Origin of the sequence: Rhodoferax sp. (assembly GCF_044236835.1) — a bacterium.
Taxonomy (GTDB): Bacteria; Pseudomonadota; Gammaproteobacteria; order Burkholderiales; family Burkholderiaceae_C; genus Allorhodoferax.
This window is the reverse complement of the sequence record NZ_JBIIGC010000002.1, coordinates 174,736-190,837: the sequence shown is the minus strand read 5'-3', so window position 1 is coordinate 190,837 and position 16,102 is coordinate 174,736. Positions and strand designations below refer to the sequence as shown.

Genomic DNA, 16,102 nt, shown 5'->3' with positions numbered 1-16,102 from the left:
CAAGGAACCTTGTGAACACTATTCTCAAAGCCTTAGCACTCGTTGCCGTCCTGGTGCTCGGTGGCTGCTCCTCCCTGCAGCCTGACAAAGTCGACTACCGCAGCGCGGTGCGAAGCAGCGGCCTTGAGGTACCGCCGGACCTGACACAACTTTCTAAGGACACCCGCTACGCTATTGTTGAAGGTGCGGTGTCCGCGGCTGGTTCCAAGGTAGCCCAGTCGGCAGTAACCCCACCAGCGGTTGCTGCAAGCACCCTGGGGGATGTGCGCATTGAACGCTCTGGCAACCAGCGCTGGCTGGTGGTCAAACGCTCACCGGAACAGCTATGGCCAGGGGTGCGCGAATTTTGGAAAGACAACGGCTTTGTGCTGACGCTTGACCAAAGCAACATCGGAATCATGGAGACCGATTGGGCGGAGAACCGGGCCAAGATCCCGCAAGACTTCTTGCGAGCTACCCTGGGCAAGGTCCTAGACAACCTCTACTCCACAGCCGAACGGGACAAGTTTCGCACCCGTCTCGAGGCCACCACCGATGGCCATACAGAAATCTACATCAGCCACCGCGGTCTGCTTGAAGTCGATGCCAGCGGCCGGCCAGGTACCGTATGGCGGCCACGGGCCTCAGACCCGGAACTGGAAGCCGAGTTTTTGCGGCGCCTGATGGTGCGCCTAGGTGCGACGGCAGAGCAGGCCCAGGCGCAGGTGGCAGCCAGTCTGGCTAAGCCGACCTCGCAGATGGTCGTGGTGGGCGGCCAGTCAGTATTGCGAATCCCCGAAGGGTTTGACGCTGCATGGCGGCGAGTAGGCTTGACGCTAGACCGCACCGGGTTCACCGTGGAAGACCGTGACCGCAAACAAGGCGTTTACTTTGTGCGCTATGTCGCGGCCAACGTGGCCACCGAAGAGCCTGGGTTCTTGGGGCGCTTGTTCAGCAGCAAATCTAAGCAGTCTGATGCGGTGAAGTACCAAATCAGCGTGCGTAGCCAAGCAGACTCCAGCACCGTGACGGTTTTGGATGCGGCTGGTGGGCCGGTTAAGTCCGAAAGCGCGCAAAAAATCATGGAAGTCATTGCGCAAGATTTGCGCTAGATGCCCTTGGGCGAACGTCGGCGGCTTTGCGGGAACCTGAGCTCCGGCGTTCCAAAAAAAAAGCCACCCTCGGGTGGCTTTTTGGATTGCGGCCAATTACTTGGCGGCAGATGCGTCCGCAGCGGGAGCAGCAGCAGGTGCCGATGCATCAGCAGCAGGTGCAGGTGCGGGAGCAGCAGCGGGTGCGGGAGCAGGCGCAGGTGCTTCCTCTTTCTTACCACAGGCGGCCAGAGCGGCGGCAGCGATCACGGCTGCCAAAACGAGAGTTTTGTTCATTTTTAAAGGTCGAGTGAGTTAACGAAACAGTTTCCGGAAATTGCCCTGCGAGAGAACCCGCAGGCCCCTGACAACAAGCATTCGGTCTCTTTTTGTCAGAGGCGCAAATTATACAGGCCCCAAAGATGTCACTGCGGGAAAACCCTGTAACTGAAATCACAGTCCAAGCACTGAAGCGCTGAAGCCCACCGTACTTTGGCGCCTTCGCTCCGCTAAAGCCTCCTGCAGCGCGCGCCTGCGTGAAGGCTCGTAGCCCGCATTTCCTCTGCATCGCTCTGGGTCGGTGCGATGCAACACCCAGACGGGGCTCCATAAGGCGCTGGGCATCTGTGCATCGTCAATACTGCGGCAGACTCTGCAGTCCAACAAATGGTCCCAACGTTGGCGCCATGCGACGAACCGGGGGTGCAACTGCACCATGGCGTCATAACGCCGGGCTAGCAGGGTGAGTTTGCGGCCCCGTCGGGCCCATACATCAAGCGACTGCACCACTTGCTGCTCGCGCAACGGCCACTCCTCGAAACTGGGGTCGGACCAGACCATTTCGTTCCATCCCTCAACTGACGCTTGGCACAGTGCGTCGCGCACCAACTGTGCAAACTCCTGCGGACCCGCAAAGACGCCTTGCAACAAGGTGCCTGGTGCGGGCACTTCAGTCGGCGGCATGCACCCATCCAGCGTCACACCATTGCGACACCGCGGCCCGCGCACCTGCGCTAAGCCGCGTGACTTCTTCGGCGCTGAGGCCGCGCTGCGACGCGAGCTTGCGAACCAAACGCGCGTCGCGCCCGGAACAGCAAAAGCTCTCACCATTGATGTAGACATGCGCCTCGTCATAGAGCATGCGGGTGCGCCGGTCTAGCTGCAGCGCGCCAGCTCCCGGTTCGCTTGCGCCCTCAAACCAGACATTGGCTTTGGGCTCAGTGAGGTACTCACCCAGGGCACGCTGCACCAAAGACGGATCGGCCAGTGCAGCGTGCAAAGCATCCTGCGCAAACGCCTTGAGTGCCAAAGGAACCTCTGCACTGACTGCAACAGCGGGCTGACCCGGGTCCTTGTAAATGGACGCACGCAACGGCTCATCCACTTGGTCGGCTATGCGCTGCAACAGTTCACGGGCCAACTCCTGCTGGGCAGGAGCACGAAAGCCAACCGAATACGTCAGGCACTCACCCATCGCCACACCGTCGTGTGCAAAACGGGGCGGCAGGTACAACATGTCGCCAGGCTCAAGCACGAACTCCTGTTCAGGAACGAAGTTGGACAAAATTTTTAGCGGCACTCCCGGCTGCAAAGACATGTCGCGCTGCCGGCCGATTCGCCAGCGCCTGCGGCCATGGGCCTGCAACAAAAACACGTCGTAGCTATCAAAGTGCGGGCCCACACCACCACCATCGGTGGCATAGCTCATCATTAGGTCATCCAGCCGGGCATCGGGCACAAACCGAAACTGCTGCAGCAGCTCATGTGCGGCGTCGTTATGCAAGTCCACTCCCTGCACAAGCAAGGTCCAACACGGCTGCTTCAGCGGCGGCAACTGCCGCCGGGAAAACGGCCCATGGCGCAGGGTCCAAGCCTCCGCGCGCCGCACCACCAAGCGCGATTCCACACCCTCTTGCGCGGCGAGTTCCAGGAGTGCTCTGCGGTCCAAGATCGGGGCAAATTCTGTAATTGCACCGCGTATCAAGAGTGGCTTTCTTTGCCAGTGACGCCGCATGAAAGCCTCGGGCGAGAGGCCGCCCAACAGTTGGAGAGGTGCATCGATGTTCATGGGACAATTCTGCATGGAAATCACTCCGCATTGCGTCGTCGCCCTGACCTGGACCTTGACCGACACCCTGGGCGAAACACTCGACGTGCTAGACGAGCCGGTCGAATTTTTGGTGGGTGGCAACGATCTGCTGCCACCGCTCGAAGCCGCCTTGCAAGGCCATAGCGCCGGGGCCAAACTGAACTTGCAAATCGAACCTGAGCAGGCCTTTGGCGACTTCAACGACCAGCTGCTTTTCTTGGAGCCGCGCGCGTTATTTCCCGCCGATTTGCAAGAAGGGCTCACCCTGGAGGGCTATGCCCTGCCGGCGGGTTGCAACCCCAAGGCCCCCAAGGAAGCGCTCTACACTGTGACCGACATTTACCCTGAGCACGTGGTGCTAGACGGCAACCACCCCTTGGCCGGCATTGCGATTCGCGTTAGCCTGCAGGTGCAGTCGGTTCGCGAAGCCACCGAAGCCGAGATCGAAAGTGGCACCTTGGGTACCGGCTTCTTTCGGATCGACCCACACACGCACTGATGCCCGTGCTGTGCTGCCGCCCTGTACGACCGAATAGCGCCTGCAGCGAGGGCCTTGCGGATTGCATCCACGCTCACCAGCACCCACGCAGACGCCCAATCGCTTTACCAAACCACCTTCGCATCCAGTATCTAAGTTACCACCTTGCGCTGCCAGTCGCGTCCAAGGCGTAAGTTATGCTTACGCGTGTAGGTGCGTCGACCCAGCGCCACTGACACCATCACATTTCGCAAGCACGATCATGTCCAAGCTCGATTCGTTTTTCGCTACCGTCAAACTCCCCACCATGCCCGAAGTGGCACACGCCCTGATCCAAACCCTGAACGACGAGGACGTGCCGATCGCCAAAGTGCGGGACATCCTTGCCAAAGACCCGGCGCTCACCGCCAAGCTGCTGCGCATGGCCAACAGCGCGCAATTCGGTCTACGGCGCGGCGTGTCTAACTTGGACGACGCGATCAGCTTGGTGGGCATGGACAAGGTCAGGACCATGTCGCTGTGCGCCTGCATGAGTGAATCTTTTCCGGTGTTGCCCGGGCTGGACCGCCAGGAGTTTTGGCGCACCAGCATGCACTGTGCCGGCTACTCCCAATGGTTGGCAGGCGGTCTGGGCATGGATGGCCAGACCGCTTGGCTCACGGGCATGATGGTGCGACTGGGCGAACTTTTGATTGGGCAAGCCAGCCCCGAATCGCTGGCCGAAATTGAAGCTTTGCCGCACCTGCCTGGCGGACGCTGGGAGCGCGAGAAGCGGCTGCTAGGATTCTCCGAGGGCCAAGTCACTGCCGAGTTGGCGCGGCGCTGGAACTTCCCCGTGCCCATGGTCCAAGCCTTAGAGAGCGCCTCCGACCCGCTGACCAACGGGACATTTTCCAGATTGGGCGCGATCGTGCATTTGGCCGAACTGATGGCGGAAATGCCAAAACCTTCCGTCGACGTGGTGGACACCCTTCCATTGGATGTGGTTGCGGCGCTGCTGCTCGACTTGGATTGGATGCGGTCGCGTTTCCCCTCTACAGAATCCTTTGTCGACCTCACCGTGCATTGAGCAGCGTATTGCGCAGGGTGCTTTAGGCGCGCCCATCGGCGGACGCTGAGGCAGCAAACCTCAAGCCGTGCCGGTGGAGCCGTAGCCGCTCTCGCCGCGCTGCGACGGCGGGAACTGCGAAACCACACGGAACTGTGCTTGCACCACCGGCACGATCACCAGCTGGGCGATGCGCTCCATGGGCTCGATGGTGAAAGCACGGTCGCTGCGGTTCCAAGCACTGACCATCAGCTGGCCTTGGTAGTCGCTGTCAATCAAGCCCACCAAGTTACCCAAAACAATCCCATGTTTGTGGCCCAACCCTGAGCGCGGCAAAATGAGCGCGGCAAAAGCCGGGTTGTCCAAAAAAATAGCCAAACCTGTGGGCACCAGCTGCCAAGCGTTGGGCGCCAGGGTGAGCGGCGCATCCAAGCAGGCGCGCAGGTCCAAACCCGCACTGCCCGGTGTGGCGTACTGGGGCAGGTTGTCACTCAGACGGGGGTCGATCACTTTGATGTCGATTTGCATGCTGAACTCTCAGACGCTGTGGGAGCCAGTGCGCGCCGCGATTTCCGCCACCAGCCGTTGGGCCAGTACACGCTTGCTGTTGCGGGCAATTTCGGTGGCGCCGTGTGCGTCCACCAGCAGCAAGGCGTTGTCGTCTTGCCCGAAGGTGTCGGGGCCGATGTTGCCCACCAGCAAAGGGACGCCCTTGCGCTGGCGCTTGGCGGTCGCGTGGGCCAGCAAGTCGTGGCTTTCTGCTGCGAAACCGACACAGTAAAGCGCACCTTGTCGCGCGCGCGGGCTTTGGGCTACGGACGCCAAGATGTCGGTGTTTTCCACAAACCCCAAGGTCGGCGGCGCAATCTCGCCCTGCTTCTTGATCTTTTGGTCCGAGGGCGCTGCGGGGCGCCAATCGGCCACCGCGGCGGCGGCCACAAAAATCGTGGCCTGCTCCATGTGGCGCTGTACTTCGCGCCACATGCCATCTGCGCTGACAACATCAATGCGGCGCACACCGCGTGGTGTGGCAAGTCCTACTGGGCCTGCCACTAGCGTGACATCCGCACCGGCCTCACAAGCGGCGCGGGCAATCGCAAAGCCCATCTTGCCGCTGCTGCGGTTGGTAATGCCCCGCACCGGATCCAAGGCCTCATAGGTCGGACCCGCGGTGACCAGTACGCGGTGACCGGCAAGCGCCTTGGGCTGAAAAAAAGCAACCAGTTCTTGCAGCAACTCCAGGGCTTCCAACATGCGGCCATCGCCGGTTTCGCCACAAGCCTGTTCGCCGTTACCGACACCTAGGACCGTTGCGCCATCAGCACGCAGCTGCGCCACATTGCGCTGGGTCGCGGGGTGCGCCCACATCTCGCGGTTCATGGCAGGTGCCAACAACAGCGGCACGGTGGCGAGCGGACGGGCCAAGCACATCAGGCTCAGCAAGTCGTCAGCGCGGCCGTGTACTAACTTGGCCATGAAGTCGGCGCTGCAAGGCGCAATCAAGATCGCATCGGCCTCGCGGCCCAGGTTGATGTGGGCCATGTTGTTGGCCTCGCGCGCATCCCACTGCGAGTGGTACACCGGGCGCCCGCTGAGCGCTTGCATCGTGACCGGCGTGATGAACTCGGCAGCAGCTTGGGTCATCACCACCTGCACGGTCGCGCCTTCTTTGACCAGGGCTCGGCACAGGTCAGCCGCCTTGTAGCAGGCGATGCCGCCGGTCAGTCCCAAAACAATGTGTTTGCCGTTCAAGTCCATGAAAAAACGTGTGCTGCAACGTCGGCCACCAGTGGCGCGGCGTGGGCGCAATGTAGCAGAGCGCCCTGCCAATGGCCCTGCGCACGCCACCTATAATCCGGCTTTCCCACTGCGTCGAACCGAATGGTTCGCCCTGACATGACCAAATTTGTCTTCGTCACCGGCGGTGTGGTGTCCTCCCTGGGCAAGGGAATCGCCTCAGCCTCACTCGCTGCGATCCTCGAGTCGCGCGGCCTCAAAGTCACCCTGATCAAGCTCGACCCCTACCTCAACGTCGACCCCGGCACCATGTCACCGCTGCAGCACGGTGAGGTGTTTGTCACCGACGACGGCGCAGAAACCGACCTTGACTTGGGCCACTACGAGCGCTTCATCGAGACGCGCATGCGCAAGTCCAACAACTTCACCACCGGCCAGATCTACCAAAGCGTGCTCGATAAAGAGCGCCGCGGCGATTACCTCGGCAAGACCGTGCAGGTCATCCCGCATGTGACCAACGAGATCCAGGAGTTTGTCAAGCGCGGCGCCCGTATGGGGGAACCCGACGCGGTGGACGTAGCGATTGTGGAAATTGGCGGTACCGTGGGCGACATCGAGTCCCTGCCTTTTCTGGAAGCAGTGCGCCAGATGAGCCTCAAGCTGGGCCCCAACAACAGCGCCTTTGTGCACCTGAGCTACGTGCCCTGGATCGCCGCCGCTGGCGAGCTCAAGACCAAGCCCACCCAGCACACGGCCAAGCAATTGCGCGAAATCGGGATCCAGGCCGACGCACTGATTTGCCGCGCCGACCGGCCCATCCCTGACGAAGAGCGCGCCAAGATTTCCCTGTTTTCCAACGTGCCCGAGTGGGGCGTTATTTCCATGTGGGATGTGGACACCATTTACAAAGTGCCACGGGTGCTGCACGAGCAAGGGCTTGACGGTCTGATCTGCGACAAACTGCGCCTGAACACGCCCCCTGCAAACCTCAAACGCTGGGACGCGCTGGTGTACGAGACCGAGCACCCGCAAGGCGAGGTGTCGATCGCTATGGTGGGGAAGTATGTCGACCTCTCGGACAGCTACAAGTCGCTCAACGAAGCGCTGCGCCACGCTGGCATGAAAAACCATGTGAAGGTGCAAATTGACTACATCGACTCGGAAACCATTACCGGTGACAACGTGTCGCAGCTGGCCAAGTTCGACGCGGTCTTAGTGCCCGGTGGGTTTGGCAAGCGCGGCATCGAAGGCAAGATCAACGCGGCTCGCTTTGCCCGCGAGAACAAGGTGCCTTACCTCGGCATTTGCCTGGGCATGCAGGTAGCCACCATCGAGTTCGCACGCAATGTCGCAGGACTGCAAAATGCCAACAGTACCGAGTTCGATCCCGACGGCCCCAACCCAGTCATCGCCTTGATCACCGAATGGAAGGACGCCGATGGCACCATCAAAACCCGCAACAAAAACTCCGACCTAGGCGGCACCATGCGCCTGGGCGCGCAAAGCTCGGACGTCGCCAGCGACACCCTGGCCAGCAAAATCTACGGCAACTTGGTCACCGAGCGCCACCGCCACCGCTACGAAGCCAATGTCAATTACTTAGACCGCCTGCGCGCTGCCGGCTTGGTCATCTCCGCACTCACCCAGCGCGAGCAACTAACCGAAATCATCGAGCTGCCCCAAACGGTGCACCCGTGGTTTGTGGGCGTGCAGTTTCACCCGGAGTTCAAGTCCACCCCGTGGGATGGCCACCCGCTGTTCAACGCGTTTATCAAAGCAGCATTGGAGCACCAGTCCTTGGGCAAAACCTTGAAAGTGGTGGCCTGATATGCGGCTGTGTGGATTCGATGTCGGTCTTGAACACCGCATCTTTTTGATTGCCGGGCCCTGCGTCATCGAGTCAGAGCAGTTGCAGATGGACACCGCAGGCACGCTCAAGGAAATCACCAACGCGCTGGGTATTCCCTTCATTTTCAAGAGCAGCTTTGACAAGGCCAACCGCTCCAGCGGCAGCAGCTTTCGCGGACCTGGCATCGACAAGGGACTAGAGATCCTCGCCAAGGTCAAAAGTACCCTGCAGATTCCGGTGTTAACCGATGTGCACTCCGAGGACCACATCCAACAGGTCGCCTCCGTAGTCGACGTATTGCAAACCCCCGCGTTTTTGTGCCGCCAAACCGACTTCATCAGTGCGGTGGCGCAAAGCGGCAAACCGGTGAACATCAAAAAAGGGCAGTTCCTGGCGCCAGCCGACATGAAAAATGTCATCGACAAAGCGCGCGCCGCCGCCCGAGCGGTCGGCTTGCCCGAAGACAACTTCATGGCCTGCGAACGCGGCGCCAGCTTTGGTTACAACAACCTGGTCAGCGACATGCGCTCCCTGGCCATCATGCGCGAAACCGGTGCGCCGGTGGTGTTTGACGCAACGCATTCGGTGCAGCTGCCCGGCGGCCAAGGCACCAGCAGCGGCGGCCAGCGCGAGATGGTGCCTGTGCTGGCGCGTGCCGCGGTCGCCGTCGGCGTCGCGGGCCTGTTTATGGAGACGCACCCCGACCCATCCAAAGCCTTGAGCGACGGCCCCAACGCGGTGCCCTTGCGCCATATGCGCGCGCTGCTCGAGGTTCTGGTGGAGCTCGACATAGTGGCCAAGAGGCGGCCCTTTGCCGAGTTGAACTTCCAATGATGGGCGCGCTCTGCACTTGCGAAGCTGCTGCGTGCAGCACCATGCACGCAACGCGCTGCACCCAATCAAGCCAAATGCTGGGTCTTGCATGGAACCCACGACGGAGAACGCGATGACCGACTGGACTGCTGGCTACGTAGCAGATATTGGATACACCTTCGGCTACTACCAAGAGCTCAACCCGCTGCGCCTAAAGCTCGCGTTTCTCAACGCTGGCCTGGCGTTCCCTGACGTGGGTTGTGCCTGTGAACTGGGCTTTGGGCAGGGCGTGAGCACCAATTTGCACGCTGCTGCCTCGGTCACCCAATGGCACGGCACCGACTTCAACCCCGGCCACGCCAGCTTCGCACGCGAGCTGGCCCATGTCAGCGGGTCTGACGCCCACCTGCGCGATGACGCATTTGCCGACTTCTGCAACCGCACCGACCTGCCAGAGTTCGACTTCATCGGCCTGCACGGCATCTGGAGTTGGATCAGCGACGCCAACCGAGTCACGCTGGTGGACTTCATCCGGCGTAAGCTGAAAACAGGCGGCGTGGTTTACATCAGCTACAACACTTTGCCGGGCTGGTCGGGCTTTGCCCCGGTACGCCATCTGATGACGCAGCATGCGGCAAGCTTGGGCGCTGAAGGCTCGGGCATCGTTAGCAGGATCGACGCGGCCATCGACTTCACCGAGTCGTTGCTCGCCACCAAGCCGGTGTATGCCCGGGCCAACCCCTCAGTGCGCGACCAGTTAACCAAGGTAAAGGGGCAAAACCGTCACTATGTGGCGCACGAGTACTTCAACGCCGACTGGGACCCGATGTACTTCTCCGACGTGGCCAAGCGCCTGGCACCGGCCAAGCTCAGCTTTGCCTGCTCGGCTAATCTGCATGACCAGGTCGACGCAGTCAACCTGACGCGCGAGCAACAGGAGCTGATCATGAAAGTGCCCGATGCCGATTTGCGAGAGACGGTGCGCGACTTCATGGTCAACCAGCGCTTTCGCAAGGACTATTGGGTCAAGGGACCGCGCAGACTCTCCGCGCTGGCGCAAGTGGAAGCGTTACGCCAGTTGCGGGTGGTGCTGGTCTCGCCGCGGGACAAAATTGAGCTGACAGTCAAAGGGGCCACGGGCGAAGCGCAGCTCAGCGAGCCGGTGTACCGCCCGGTGCTCGACGCACTGGTCAAGCACCTGCCCCGCACCCTGGCCGAGTTGGAGCAGTCCGTCAAGGCGCAAGGCGTGAACTTCGCCATGCTGCGCCAGGCCATCGTGGTGATGGCCGGCGCTGGGCACGTGGCACTAGCGCAAAACGAGGCGGCGGTGCGCCAGTCGCGCACCCACACTGACAAGCTCAACGCCTACCTGCTGCGCAAGGCACGCGGCGACGCCGACGTGCCTTACCTGGCCAGCCCGGTCACAGGTGGTGGTGTATTGGTGGGGCGCTTCTCGCAATTGTTTTTGTTGGCGCGCAACACGCAGCCCAAAGGCGGGGATCCGGCGCAGTGGGCCCAAGCGGCCTGGGCGGTGCTGGCTTCGCAAGGGCACCGGCTTCGCAAAGACGGTTTGGCGCTGGAATCTGCTGAAGACAACCTAGCGCTGATGCGCACTTATGCAGACACCTTTGCCCAAAAACAGCTTCCGATCCTGCAAGCTTTGCAAATCGCATGAGGGTGTTATGGGGGCCAGCGCTGCACCGACTTTGCTGGGGGTTTCGAATAACATCCCAGCGCGTGGTGCGCTGGCACAGCGTTTTGATTTTTTATTGAACCTGAAAGACAAGTAATGAGCGCAATTGTTGATATCGTCGGCCGCGAAATTCTGGACTCCCGGGGCAACCCCACCGTGGAGTGCGATGTGCTGCTGGAGTCGGGCACCATGGGCCGCGCTGCGGTACCCAGCGGCGCATCGACCGGCTCACGCGAGGCCATCGAACTGCGTGACGGCGACAAAAGCCGCTACCTCGGCAAAGGCGTCCTCAACGCCGTCGAGCACATCAACACCGAGATCTCCGAGGCCGTGCTGGGGCTGGACGCCTCCGAACAGGCATTCCTGGACAAAACTCTGATCGACCTGGACGGCACCGACAACAAGAGCCGCCTGGGCGCCAACGCGATGCTGGCGGTGTCCATGGCCGTGGCGCGTGCCGCCGCCGAAGAATCTGGCCTGCCTTTGTACCGCTACTTCGGCGGCATGTCGGCGGTGCAAATGCCGGTGCCCATGATGAACGTCATCAACGGTGGCGAGCACGCCAACAACAACCTCGATTTGCAAGAGCTGATGATCATCCCTGTGGGTGCGCCCAGTTTTCGCGAGGCCCTGCGCTACGGCGCCGAAGTGTTCCACGCGCTCAAAAAAATCTTGCACGACAAGGGCATCAGCACTGCCGTGGGCGATGAAGGCGGATTTGCCCCCAACGTGGCCAACCATGAAGCCGCCATCCAGATGATTCTGGAAGCCATTGACAAGGCGGGCTATGTCGCTGGCGAGCAAATCGCGTTGGGCCTGGACTGCGCCGCTTCGGAGTTTTACAAAGATGGCCAGTACCACTTGGAGGGCGAAGGCCTGGTGCTCGACGCCCAAGCCTGGACCGACATGCTGGCCACGTGGGTGGACAAGTACCCCATCATCAGCATCGAAGACGGCATGGCCGAGGGCGACTGGGACGGCTGGAAGCTGCTCACCGACCGCCTGGGCAAAAAAGTGCAAATCGTGGGCGACGACCTGTTTGTCACCAACACCAAAATCTTGAAAGAAGGCATCGACAAAGGCATTGCCAATTCGATCCTCATCAAGATCAACCAAATTGGCACCCTGACCGAGACCTTTGCCGCCATCGAAATGGCCAAGCGCGCTGGTTACACCGCCGTCATCAGCCACCGCTCGGGTGAGACCGAAGACTCCACCATCTCCGACATTGCGGTGGGCACCAACGCCGGCCAAATCAAGACGGGTTCCTTGAGCCGCTCCGACCGCATGGCCAAGTACAACCAGCTGCTGCGAATCGAAGAAGACCTGGGCGATGTGGCCGTCTACCCAGGCCGCGCAGCGTTTTACAACCTGCGCTGATTCGGCTTCGCGGCCATGGCACAGCGCTTGGTTACCTGGTTGCTGATCACGCTGCTGGTGGTCGTGCACGGGCAGCTTTGGTTGGGCCGTGGCAGCGTGTCCGAAGTCTCCCGCTTGAAGACCCAAGTCGAGGACAAGCGCCAAAGCAACGCCCAGGCCAGTGTTGCCAACGCCAGGCTGGAGGCCGAGATCCGCGATCTGCGCGAGGGGCTGGAGATCGTGGAAGAAAAGGCTCGGCTCGAACTGGGCATGGTGAAAAACGACGAGATTTTGGTGCACATTGCGCAATGACACCAGCGCACCGGCATCCGGCATGAGGGTGGCCATTTTGGGCGCCGAGTGCACCGGCAAGACCCATCTAGCAAGCGCTTTGGCCCAACAATTACAAGCCCGCATCCCCGGTGCAACCTGGGTCGGAGAGTACCTGCGAGAGTGGTGTGATAGGCAAGGCCGCACCCCGCATGTCCACGAGCAGCGCGGAATTGCCCAGGAACAAATCCAACGCGTGTTGGCCCAGCCCAATGCAAGCCTGCTGATCTCGGACACCGCACCCTTGCTGACCGCGGTGTACAGCGAGGTTCTTTTCGGTGACACCTCGCTGTACGGCTACGCCATCGCGCAACACCGCCAGTTCCAGCTCACCTTGGTGACCGGCCTGGACCTGCCTTGGGTGGCCGACAGCTTTCAGCGCGACGGCCCCGCGCTGCGGGCTCAAGTCGACCGGCGCCTGCGTGCGGTGCTGCTGCACGAGCGGATTGACTTTTCCACGGTGTACGGTCACGGCGGGGGCCGAACCCAAAATGCACTACTCGCCGTCGAGCATGCGCTTCGCTCTACCCACGCCGCTACGACACCAAGTCGCGACGCAAGCTGGGCCTGGCTCTGCGAGAGCTGCTCAGACGCCGACTGCGAGCACCGACTTTTTCGCGCGATCCTGGCGCGCTAGGCACCGGCCCGCGGCCTAAGCACCTCAGTGCGGCTGCGCGCCACCCAGGCCCATTGGCACCGGCCCGATGAACAAGGCCGCCGCATCGACCGGGTCGAACCGGTATTGCAAGCCACAAAACTCGCAGGCCACCTCAATGTCGGCCCGCTCAGACAGAATGCCCTGTACCTCTTGCTGACCCAAGCTCACAATCATGCGACCCACCCGCTCACGGCTGCAGCTGCAGGCGAATCGAGGCGCAGACGTCCCCACCAAAGGCTCAAATTGCCGAATCGACTCCTCCCAAAACAGGCGGCGCAACAGGGTTTGTGCGTCCAGCTCCAGCAGCTCTTCGGGCTTGAGCGTGGAGGCGAGCAAGGCGATGCGGTTGTAGTGCTCATTGAGCCCAATCTCATCCTCGTTGCGCTGCGACACCATGCTCCCCGCAAGGTTACCCGCGCCCTCTAGCGGCAGGCGCTGGATCAGCAGGCCTGCGGCCACCGTCTCATTGGCCGCCAACACCAGTTTGGTATCGAGCTGCTCGCTTTGGAGCATGTAGTGCTCCAGCACCGCGCTGATTTGGTCGATGGGCTGCCCCTTGTCATCGAACAGAGGCACCACGCCCTGGTAGGGTTGCTGGCCGGGGAACTTGGTTTTGGGGTCCAGCGTGATTGCGCAGCGGCCCTGGTTGGAGACATTGACCATCTCGGACAAGGACGCTTCCCCGAGCACCTCCCCACCCACCGTGGCAGTGGCGCGCAGCGACAAGTCGGATTGCACTTCTGCAACGGCAACTTTGACCGGCCCGTCGCCAAAGATTTGCAATACCAGCGCGCCGTCGAACTTGATGTTCGCCTGCATCAAGGTGGCCGCTGCGGCCATTTGCCCCAACATACTAGCCACGGCTGCTGGGTACGGACCGGTGCTTGAGTTAGATGCGCGGCGCTGCAGCACTGGCGTCCAGGCATCGGTCAGGCGCACCAGCACGCCACGCACCGGCAGGCCTTCAAACAAAAACCTATGCAACTCGGACATGCTAGCCACTGACCTTGCGCAGTCCGGTGCGAAATCGCTGTGCGTTTTGCACATAGTGATCGGCGCTGCGCAGCAAATCCGCCTGCTGCTCGGGGGTGAGCATGCGCACCAGCTTGGCTGGGCTGCCGAGCACCATGGCGCCGTCGGGGAACTCCTTGCCTTCGGTCACCAAGGCCCCTGCGCCCACGATGCTGCCCTTGCCAATCTTGGCGCCGTTGAGTACCACCGCGCCAATTCCAATCAGCGAACCATCGCCCACTGTGCAGCCGTGCAACATGGCCTGGTGACCCACGGTGACCTGCTTGCCAATAAGCAACGGCATACCATGGTCTGCATGCAGCACACTGCCGTCCTGTATGTTGCTGCCGCTGCCTACCGCAATCAGCTCGGTGTCACCACGCAATGTCGCACCAAACCACACACTTGCGCCCGGCGCCAACTCCACATTTCCAATCACCTGCGCGCTCTCGGCTACCCAGGCGGTTTCGGCGATGCGGGGCGCCAAACCTTCAAGCTCGTAAATTGCCATAAAGCCTTCCGCAGTTCAATGCGGGCATTGTAGGGAGGGGCGCCACGAGGCAGGCGGCAAGCTGGGACGCCTCACGGTGCTGACGAAATAGAGCGTGCAGTCTGGGGGCTTGTTCGCATCGGGCTTAGAATGATTTTTGATTTTGAACTGCTTATGCTCGACACCCTGGCCCCCCCTGAGAAGCCCGCCAAGTCGCCCGAACCTGGGCGCGCCATCGCACGCCAGGCCATCGTCGACGCCAGCCGGTCGGTGTTTGGTTATGAGCTTTTTGACCGCTCTTTGGCAACCCAACCGCACACCGCGTCCACCGATGCCCAGCTGCTGTTCAACGTGCTCTCTTTGGCAGAAAACGATTCCTTAGCTGCCAGCAAGACCCTGTTTGTCAATTGCACCCACGACACCCTAGCCGGTGGGCACTTGGACTTGGTAGCTCCGCAGCGCCTGGTCCTGGAGGTGCCACCCCTAGCGCGCGCACAAGCCGATCAGATTGGTGACCGGCTGCCAGCGCTGCAAGTTATCCACCGTCGCGGGTTTCGTATGGCGTTTGACTACACGGCGCTGACCAAGGACTATGAACGCTGGTTGCCACTTGCGTCTTTCATCAAGCTAGACCTCTCTGTGCTGTCGCCATCGGTGCTGGGCCGCTTGGTCAAGTTCGCCAGAAGCCATTCAGACGCCAAACTGGTCGCCGAGAAGGTGGAGTCGCATGCTCAGTATGAGATGGCTGCAGAACTTGGCATTGGCCTGTACCAGGGCTACTGGTTTGCCAAGCCGGTGGTGGTGTCGGGCCAGACCATCCGGCCAGCGCAGGCCAATGTTCTGTTGCTCATTAACCTGGTGCGCCAACAAGCCAGCACCAGCGAGATCGAGGCGGTTTTGAAGCACGATCCCAGCCTGTCCTACAACCTGCTTCGATTTATCAACTCTGCCGGCTTTGGCCTGCAGGCAGAAATCACCTCGTTCAAACATGCCGTCATGCTGCTGGGCCTGAACCGCCTGTTCAAGTGGGCGGTGCTTCTGATGACGACCTCGCAGCGGGTGGACGCGCCTTCGGCCATTGGTAGTACCGCAGTGGTCCGTGGCCGCCTGATGGAGCTGCTGGCCACTGAACTGCTGCCGCCCCAGGAATGCGATAACGCCTTTGTGGTTGGTGTGTTTTCGCTGCTCAACGCCATGTTAGGCATGCCAATGCAGCCGGCGCTGGCCAACGTTGCTTTGCCTACCCAGGTCACTGACGCCTTGCTCCACCGCACTGGCGTGCTGGCGCCCTTTCTGGAACTCACGGAAGCTTGCGAAACTGGGGATGACGCGGCCTTCGCGCGCGCTGCCACCACCTTGGGACTGACCAGCCAACAAATCAACTGGGCCCACCTTCAGGCCCTCAGCTGGGCAGAAACCATAGGCAACTGATCCCAGGCCACTGGGTGCGAGCGCAACTCAGCGGTGCTGCGATTCG

General features: G+C 61.2%; 17 protein-coding genes. 10 read left to right on the top strand and 7 right to left on the bottom strand.

The annotated features are described in order from the left end of the window. Nucleotides 1-11: 11 nt before the first annotated feature. Nucleotides 12-1,091 carry an outer membrane protein assembly factor BamC gene (bamC, locus tag ACILRC_RS02520; protein ID WP_395667765.1) on the top strand — a complete coding sequence of 360 codons (1,080 nt, stop codon included), beginning with the start codon at nt 12-14 and terminating at the stop codon, nt 1,089-1,091. Nucleotides 1,092-1,187: 96 nt separating this feature from the next. Here bamC and ACILRC_RS02515 read toward each other — a convergent pair whose 3' ends face one another. The 3 genes from ACILRC_RS02515 to ACILRC_RS02505 all read right to left on the bottom strand — a co-directional run bounded on the left by ACILRC_RS02515 (nt 1,188) and on the right by ACILRC_RS02505 (nt 3,138). Next, on the bottom strand, nt 1,188-1,367 hold the full coding sequence (locus ACILRC_RS02515; protein WP_395667764.1) for a hypothetical protein: 180 nt from the start codon (nt 1,365-1,367) through the stop codon (nt 1,188-1,190). 156 nt (nt 1,368-1,523) lie between these two features. Then, the gene (locus ACILRC_RS02510; RefSeq protein ID WP_395667763.1) at nt 1,524-2,033 is read right to left on the bottom strand and encodes a hypothetical protein; all 510 of its coding nucleotides are present in this window, start codon (nt 2,031-2,033) and stop codon (nt 1,524-1,526) included. Then, complete coding sequence (locus tag ACILRC_RS02505) at nt 2,020-3,138, bottom strand: JmjC domain-containing protein (RefSeq protein WP_395667861.1); 1,119 nt, start codon at nt 3,136-3,138, stop codon at nt 2,020-2,022. The genes ACILRC_RS02510 and ACILRC_RS02505 overlap by 14 nt, the downstream gene beginning before the upstream one ends. Nucleotides 3,139-3,151: 13 nt before the next feature. On the opposite strand from ACILRC_RS02505, the gene ACILRC_RS02500 reads away from it, so the two are divergent. After that, entirely contained in the window at nt 3,152-3,658 is a 507-nt protein-coding gene (locus ACILRC_RS02500; RefSeq protein WP_395667762.1) for a peptidylprolyl isomerase, read from the top strand. 241 nt (nt 3,659-3,899) lie between these two features. Then, nucleotides 3,900-4,706: an HDOD domain-containing protein gene (locus ACILRC_RS02495; protein WP_395667761.1), complete on the top strand. Its 807-nt coding sequence runs from the start codon at nt 3,900-3,902 to the stop codon at nt 4,704-4,706. Between the two features lie 60 nt (nt 4,707-4,766). Here ACILRC_RS02495 and dut read toward each other — a convergent pair whose 3' ends face one another. Both dut and coaBC read right to left on the bottom strand, forming a co-directional pair. Further along, on the bottom strand, nt 4,767-5,213 hold the full coding sequence (gene dut, locus ACILRC_RS02490) for a dUTP diphosphatase (protein WP_395667760.1): 447 nt from the start codon (nt 5,211-5,213) through the stop codon (nt 4,767-4,769). A 9-nt stretch (nt 5,214-5,222) separates the two neighbouring features. Next, complete coding sequence (gene coaBC / locus ACILRC_RS02485; RefSeq protein WP_395667759.1) at nt 5,223-6,443, bottom strand: bifunctional phosphopantothenoylcysteine decarboxylase/phosphopantothenate--cysteine ligase CoaBC; 1,221 nt, start codon at nt 6,441-6,443, stop codon at nt 5,223-5,225. A 138-nt stretch (nt 6,444-6,581) separates the two neighbouring features. Here coaBC and ACILRC_RS02480 point away from each other — a divergent pair, with 138 nt between their 5' ends. The 6 genes from ACILRC_RS02480 (at nt 6,582) to ACILRC_RS02455 (ending at nt 13,103) form a co-directional block, all read left to right on the top strand. Continuing rightward, nucleotides 6,582-8,249, top strand: a complete 1,668-nt coding sequence (locus tag ACILRC_RS02480; protein ID WP_395667758.1) for a CTP synthase — start codon at nt 6,582-6,584, stop codon at nt 8,247-8,249. Between the two features lies 1 nt (nt 8,250). Then, nucleotides 8,251-9,105, top strand: a complete 855-nt coding sequence (gene kdsA, locus ACILRC_RS02475) for a 3-deoxy-8-phosphooctulonate synthase (RefSeq protein ID WP_395667757.1) — start codon at nt 8,251-8,253, stop codon at nt 9,103-9,105. Nucleotides 9,106-9,193: 88 nt separating this feature from the next. Further along, nucleotides 9,194-10,759, top strand: coding sequence for a class I SAM-dependent methyltransferase (locus ACILRC_RS02470; protein WP_395667756.1), 1,566 nt, complete (start codon nt 9,194-9,196; stop codon nt 10,757-10,759). A gap of 114 nt (nt 10,760-10,873) precedes the next feature. Next, entirely contained in the window at nt 10,874-12,157 is a 1,284-nt protein-coding gene (eno, locus tag ACILRC_RS02465) for a phosphopyruvate hydratase (protein ID WP_395667755.1), read from the top strand. 15 nt (nt 12,158-12,172) lie between these two features. Continuing rightward, nucleotides 12,173-12,448: a septum formation initiator family protein gene (locus ACILRC_RS02460; RefSeq protein ID WP_395667754.1), complete on the top strand. Its 276-nt coding sequence runs from the start codon at nt 12,173-12,175 to the stop codon at nt 12,446-12,448. Nucleotides 12,449-12,470: 22 nt separating this feature from the next. After that, complete coding sequence (locus ACILRC_RS02455; protein WP_395667753.1) at nt 12,471-13,103, top strand: AAA family ATPase; 633 nt, start codon at nt 12,471-12,473, stop codon at nt 13,101-13,103. Between the two features lie 24 nt (nt 13,104-13,127). Here the strand turns inward: ACILRC_RS02455 and ACILRC_RS02450 are convergent, their stop codons facing one another. Further along, nucleotides 13,128-14,117, bottom strand: a complete 990-nt coding sequence (locus ACILRC_RS02450; RefSeq protein WP_395667752.1) for an Hsp33 family molecular chaperone HslO — start codon at nt 14,115-14,117, stop codon at nt 13,128-13,130. A gap of 1 nt (nt 14,118) precedes the next feature. After that, nucleotides 14,119-14,646, bottom strand: a complete 528-nt coding sequence (locus ACILRC_RS02445) for a gamma carbonic anhydrase family protein (protein WP_395667751.1) — start codon at nt 14,644-14,646, stop codon at nt 14,119-14,121. 153 nt (nt 14,647-14,799) lie between these two features. Between ACILRC_RS02445 and ACILRC_RS02440 the strand changes: the two genes are divergently transcribed. Then, complete coding sequence (locus tag ACILRC_RS02440; RefSeq protein WP_395667750.1) at nt 14,800-16,056, top strand: EAL and HDOD domain-containing protein; 1,257 nt, start codon at nt 14,800-14,802, stop codon at nt 16,054-16,056. The last annotated feature ends 46 nt before the right edge of the window (nt 16,057-16,102 follow it).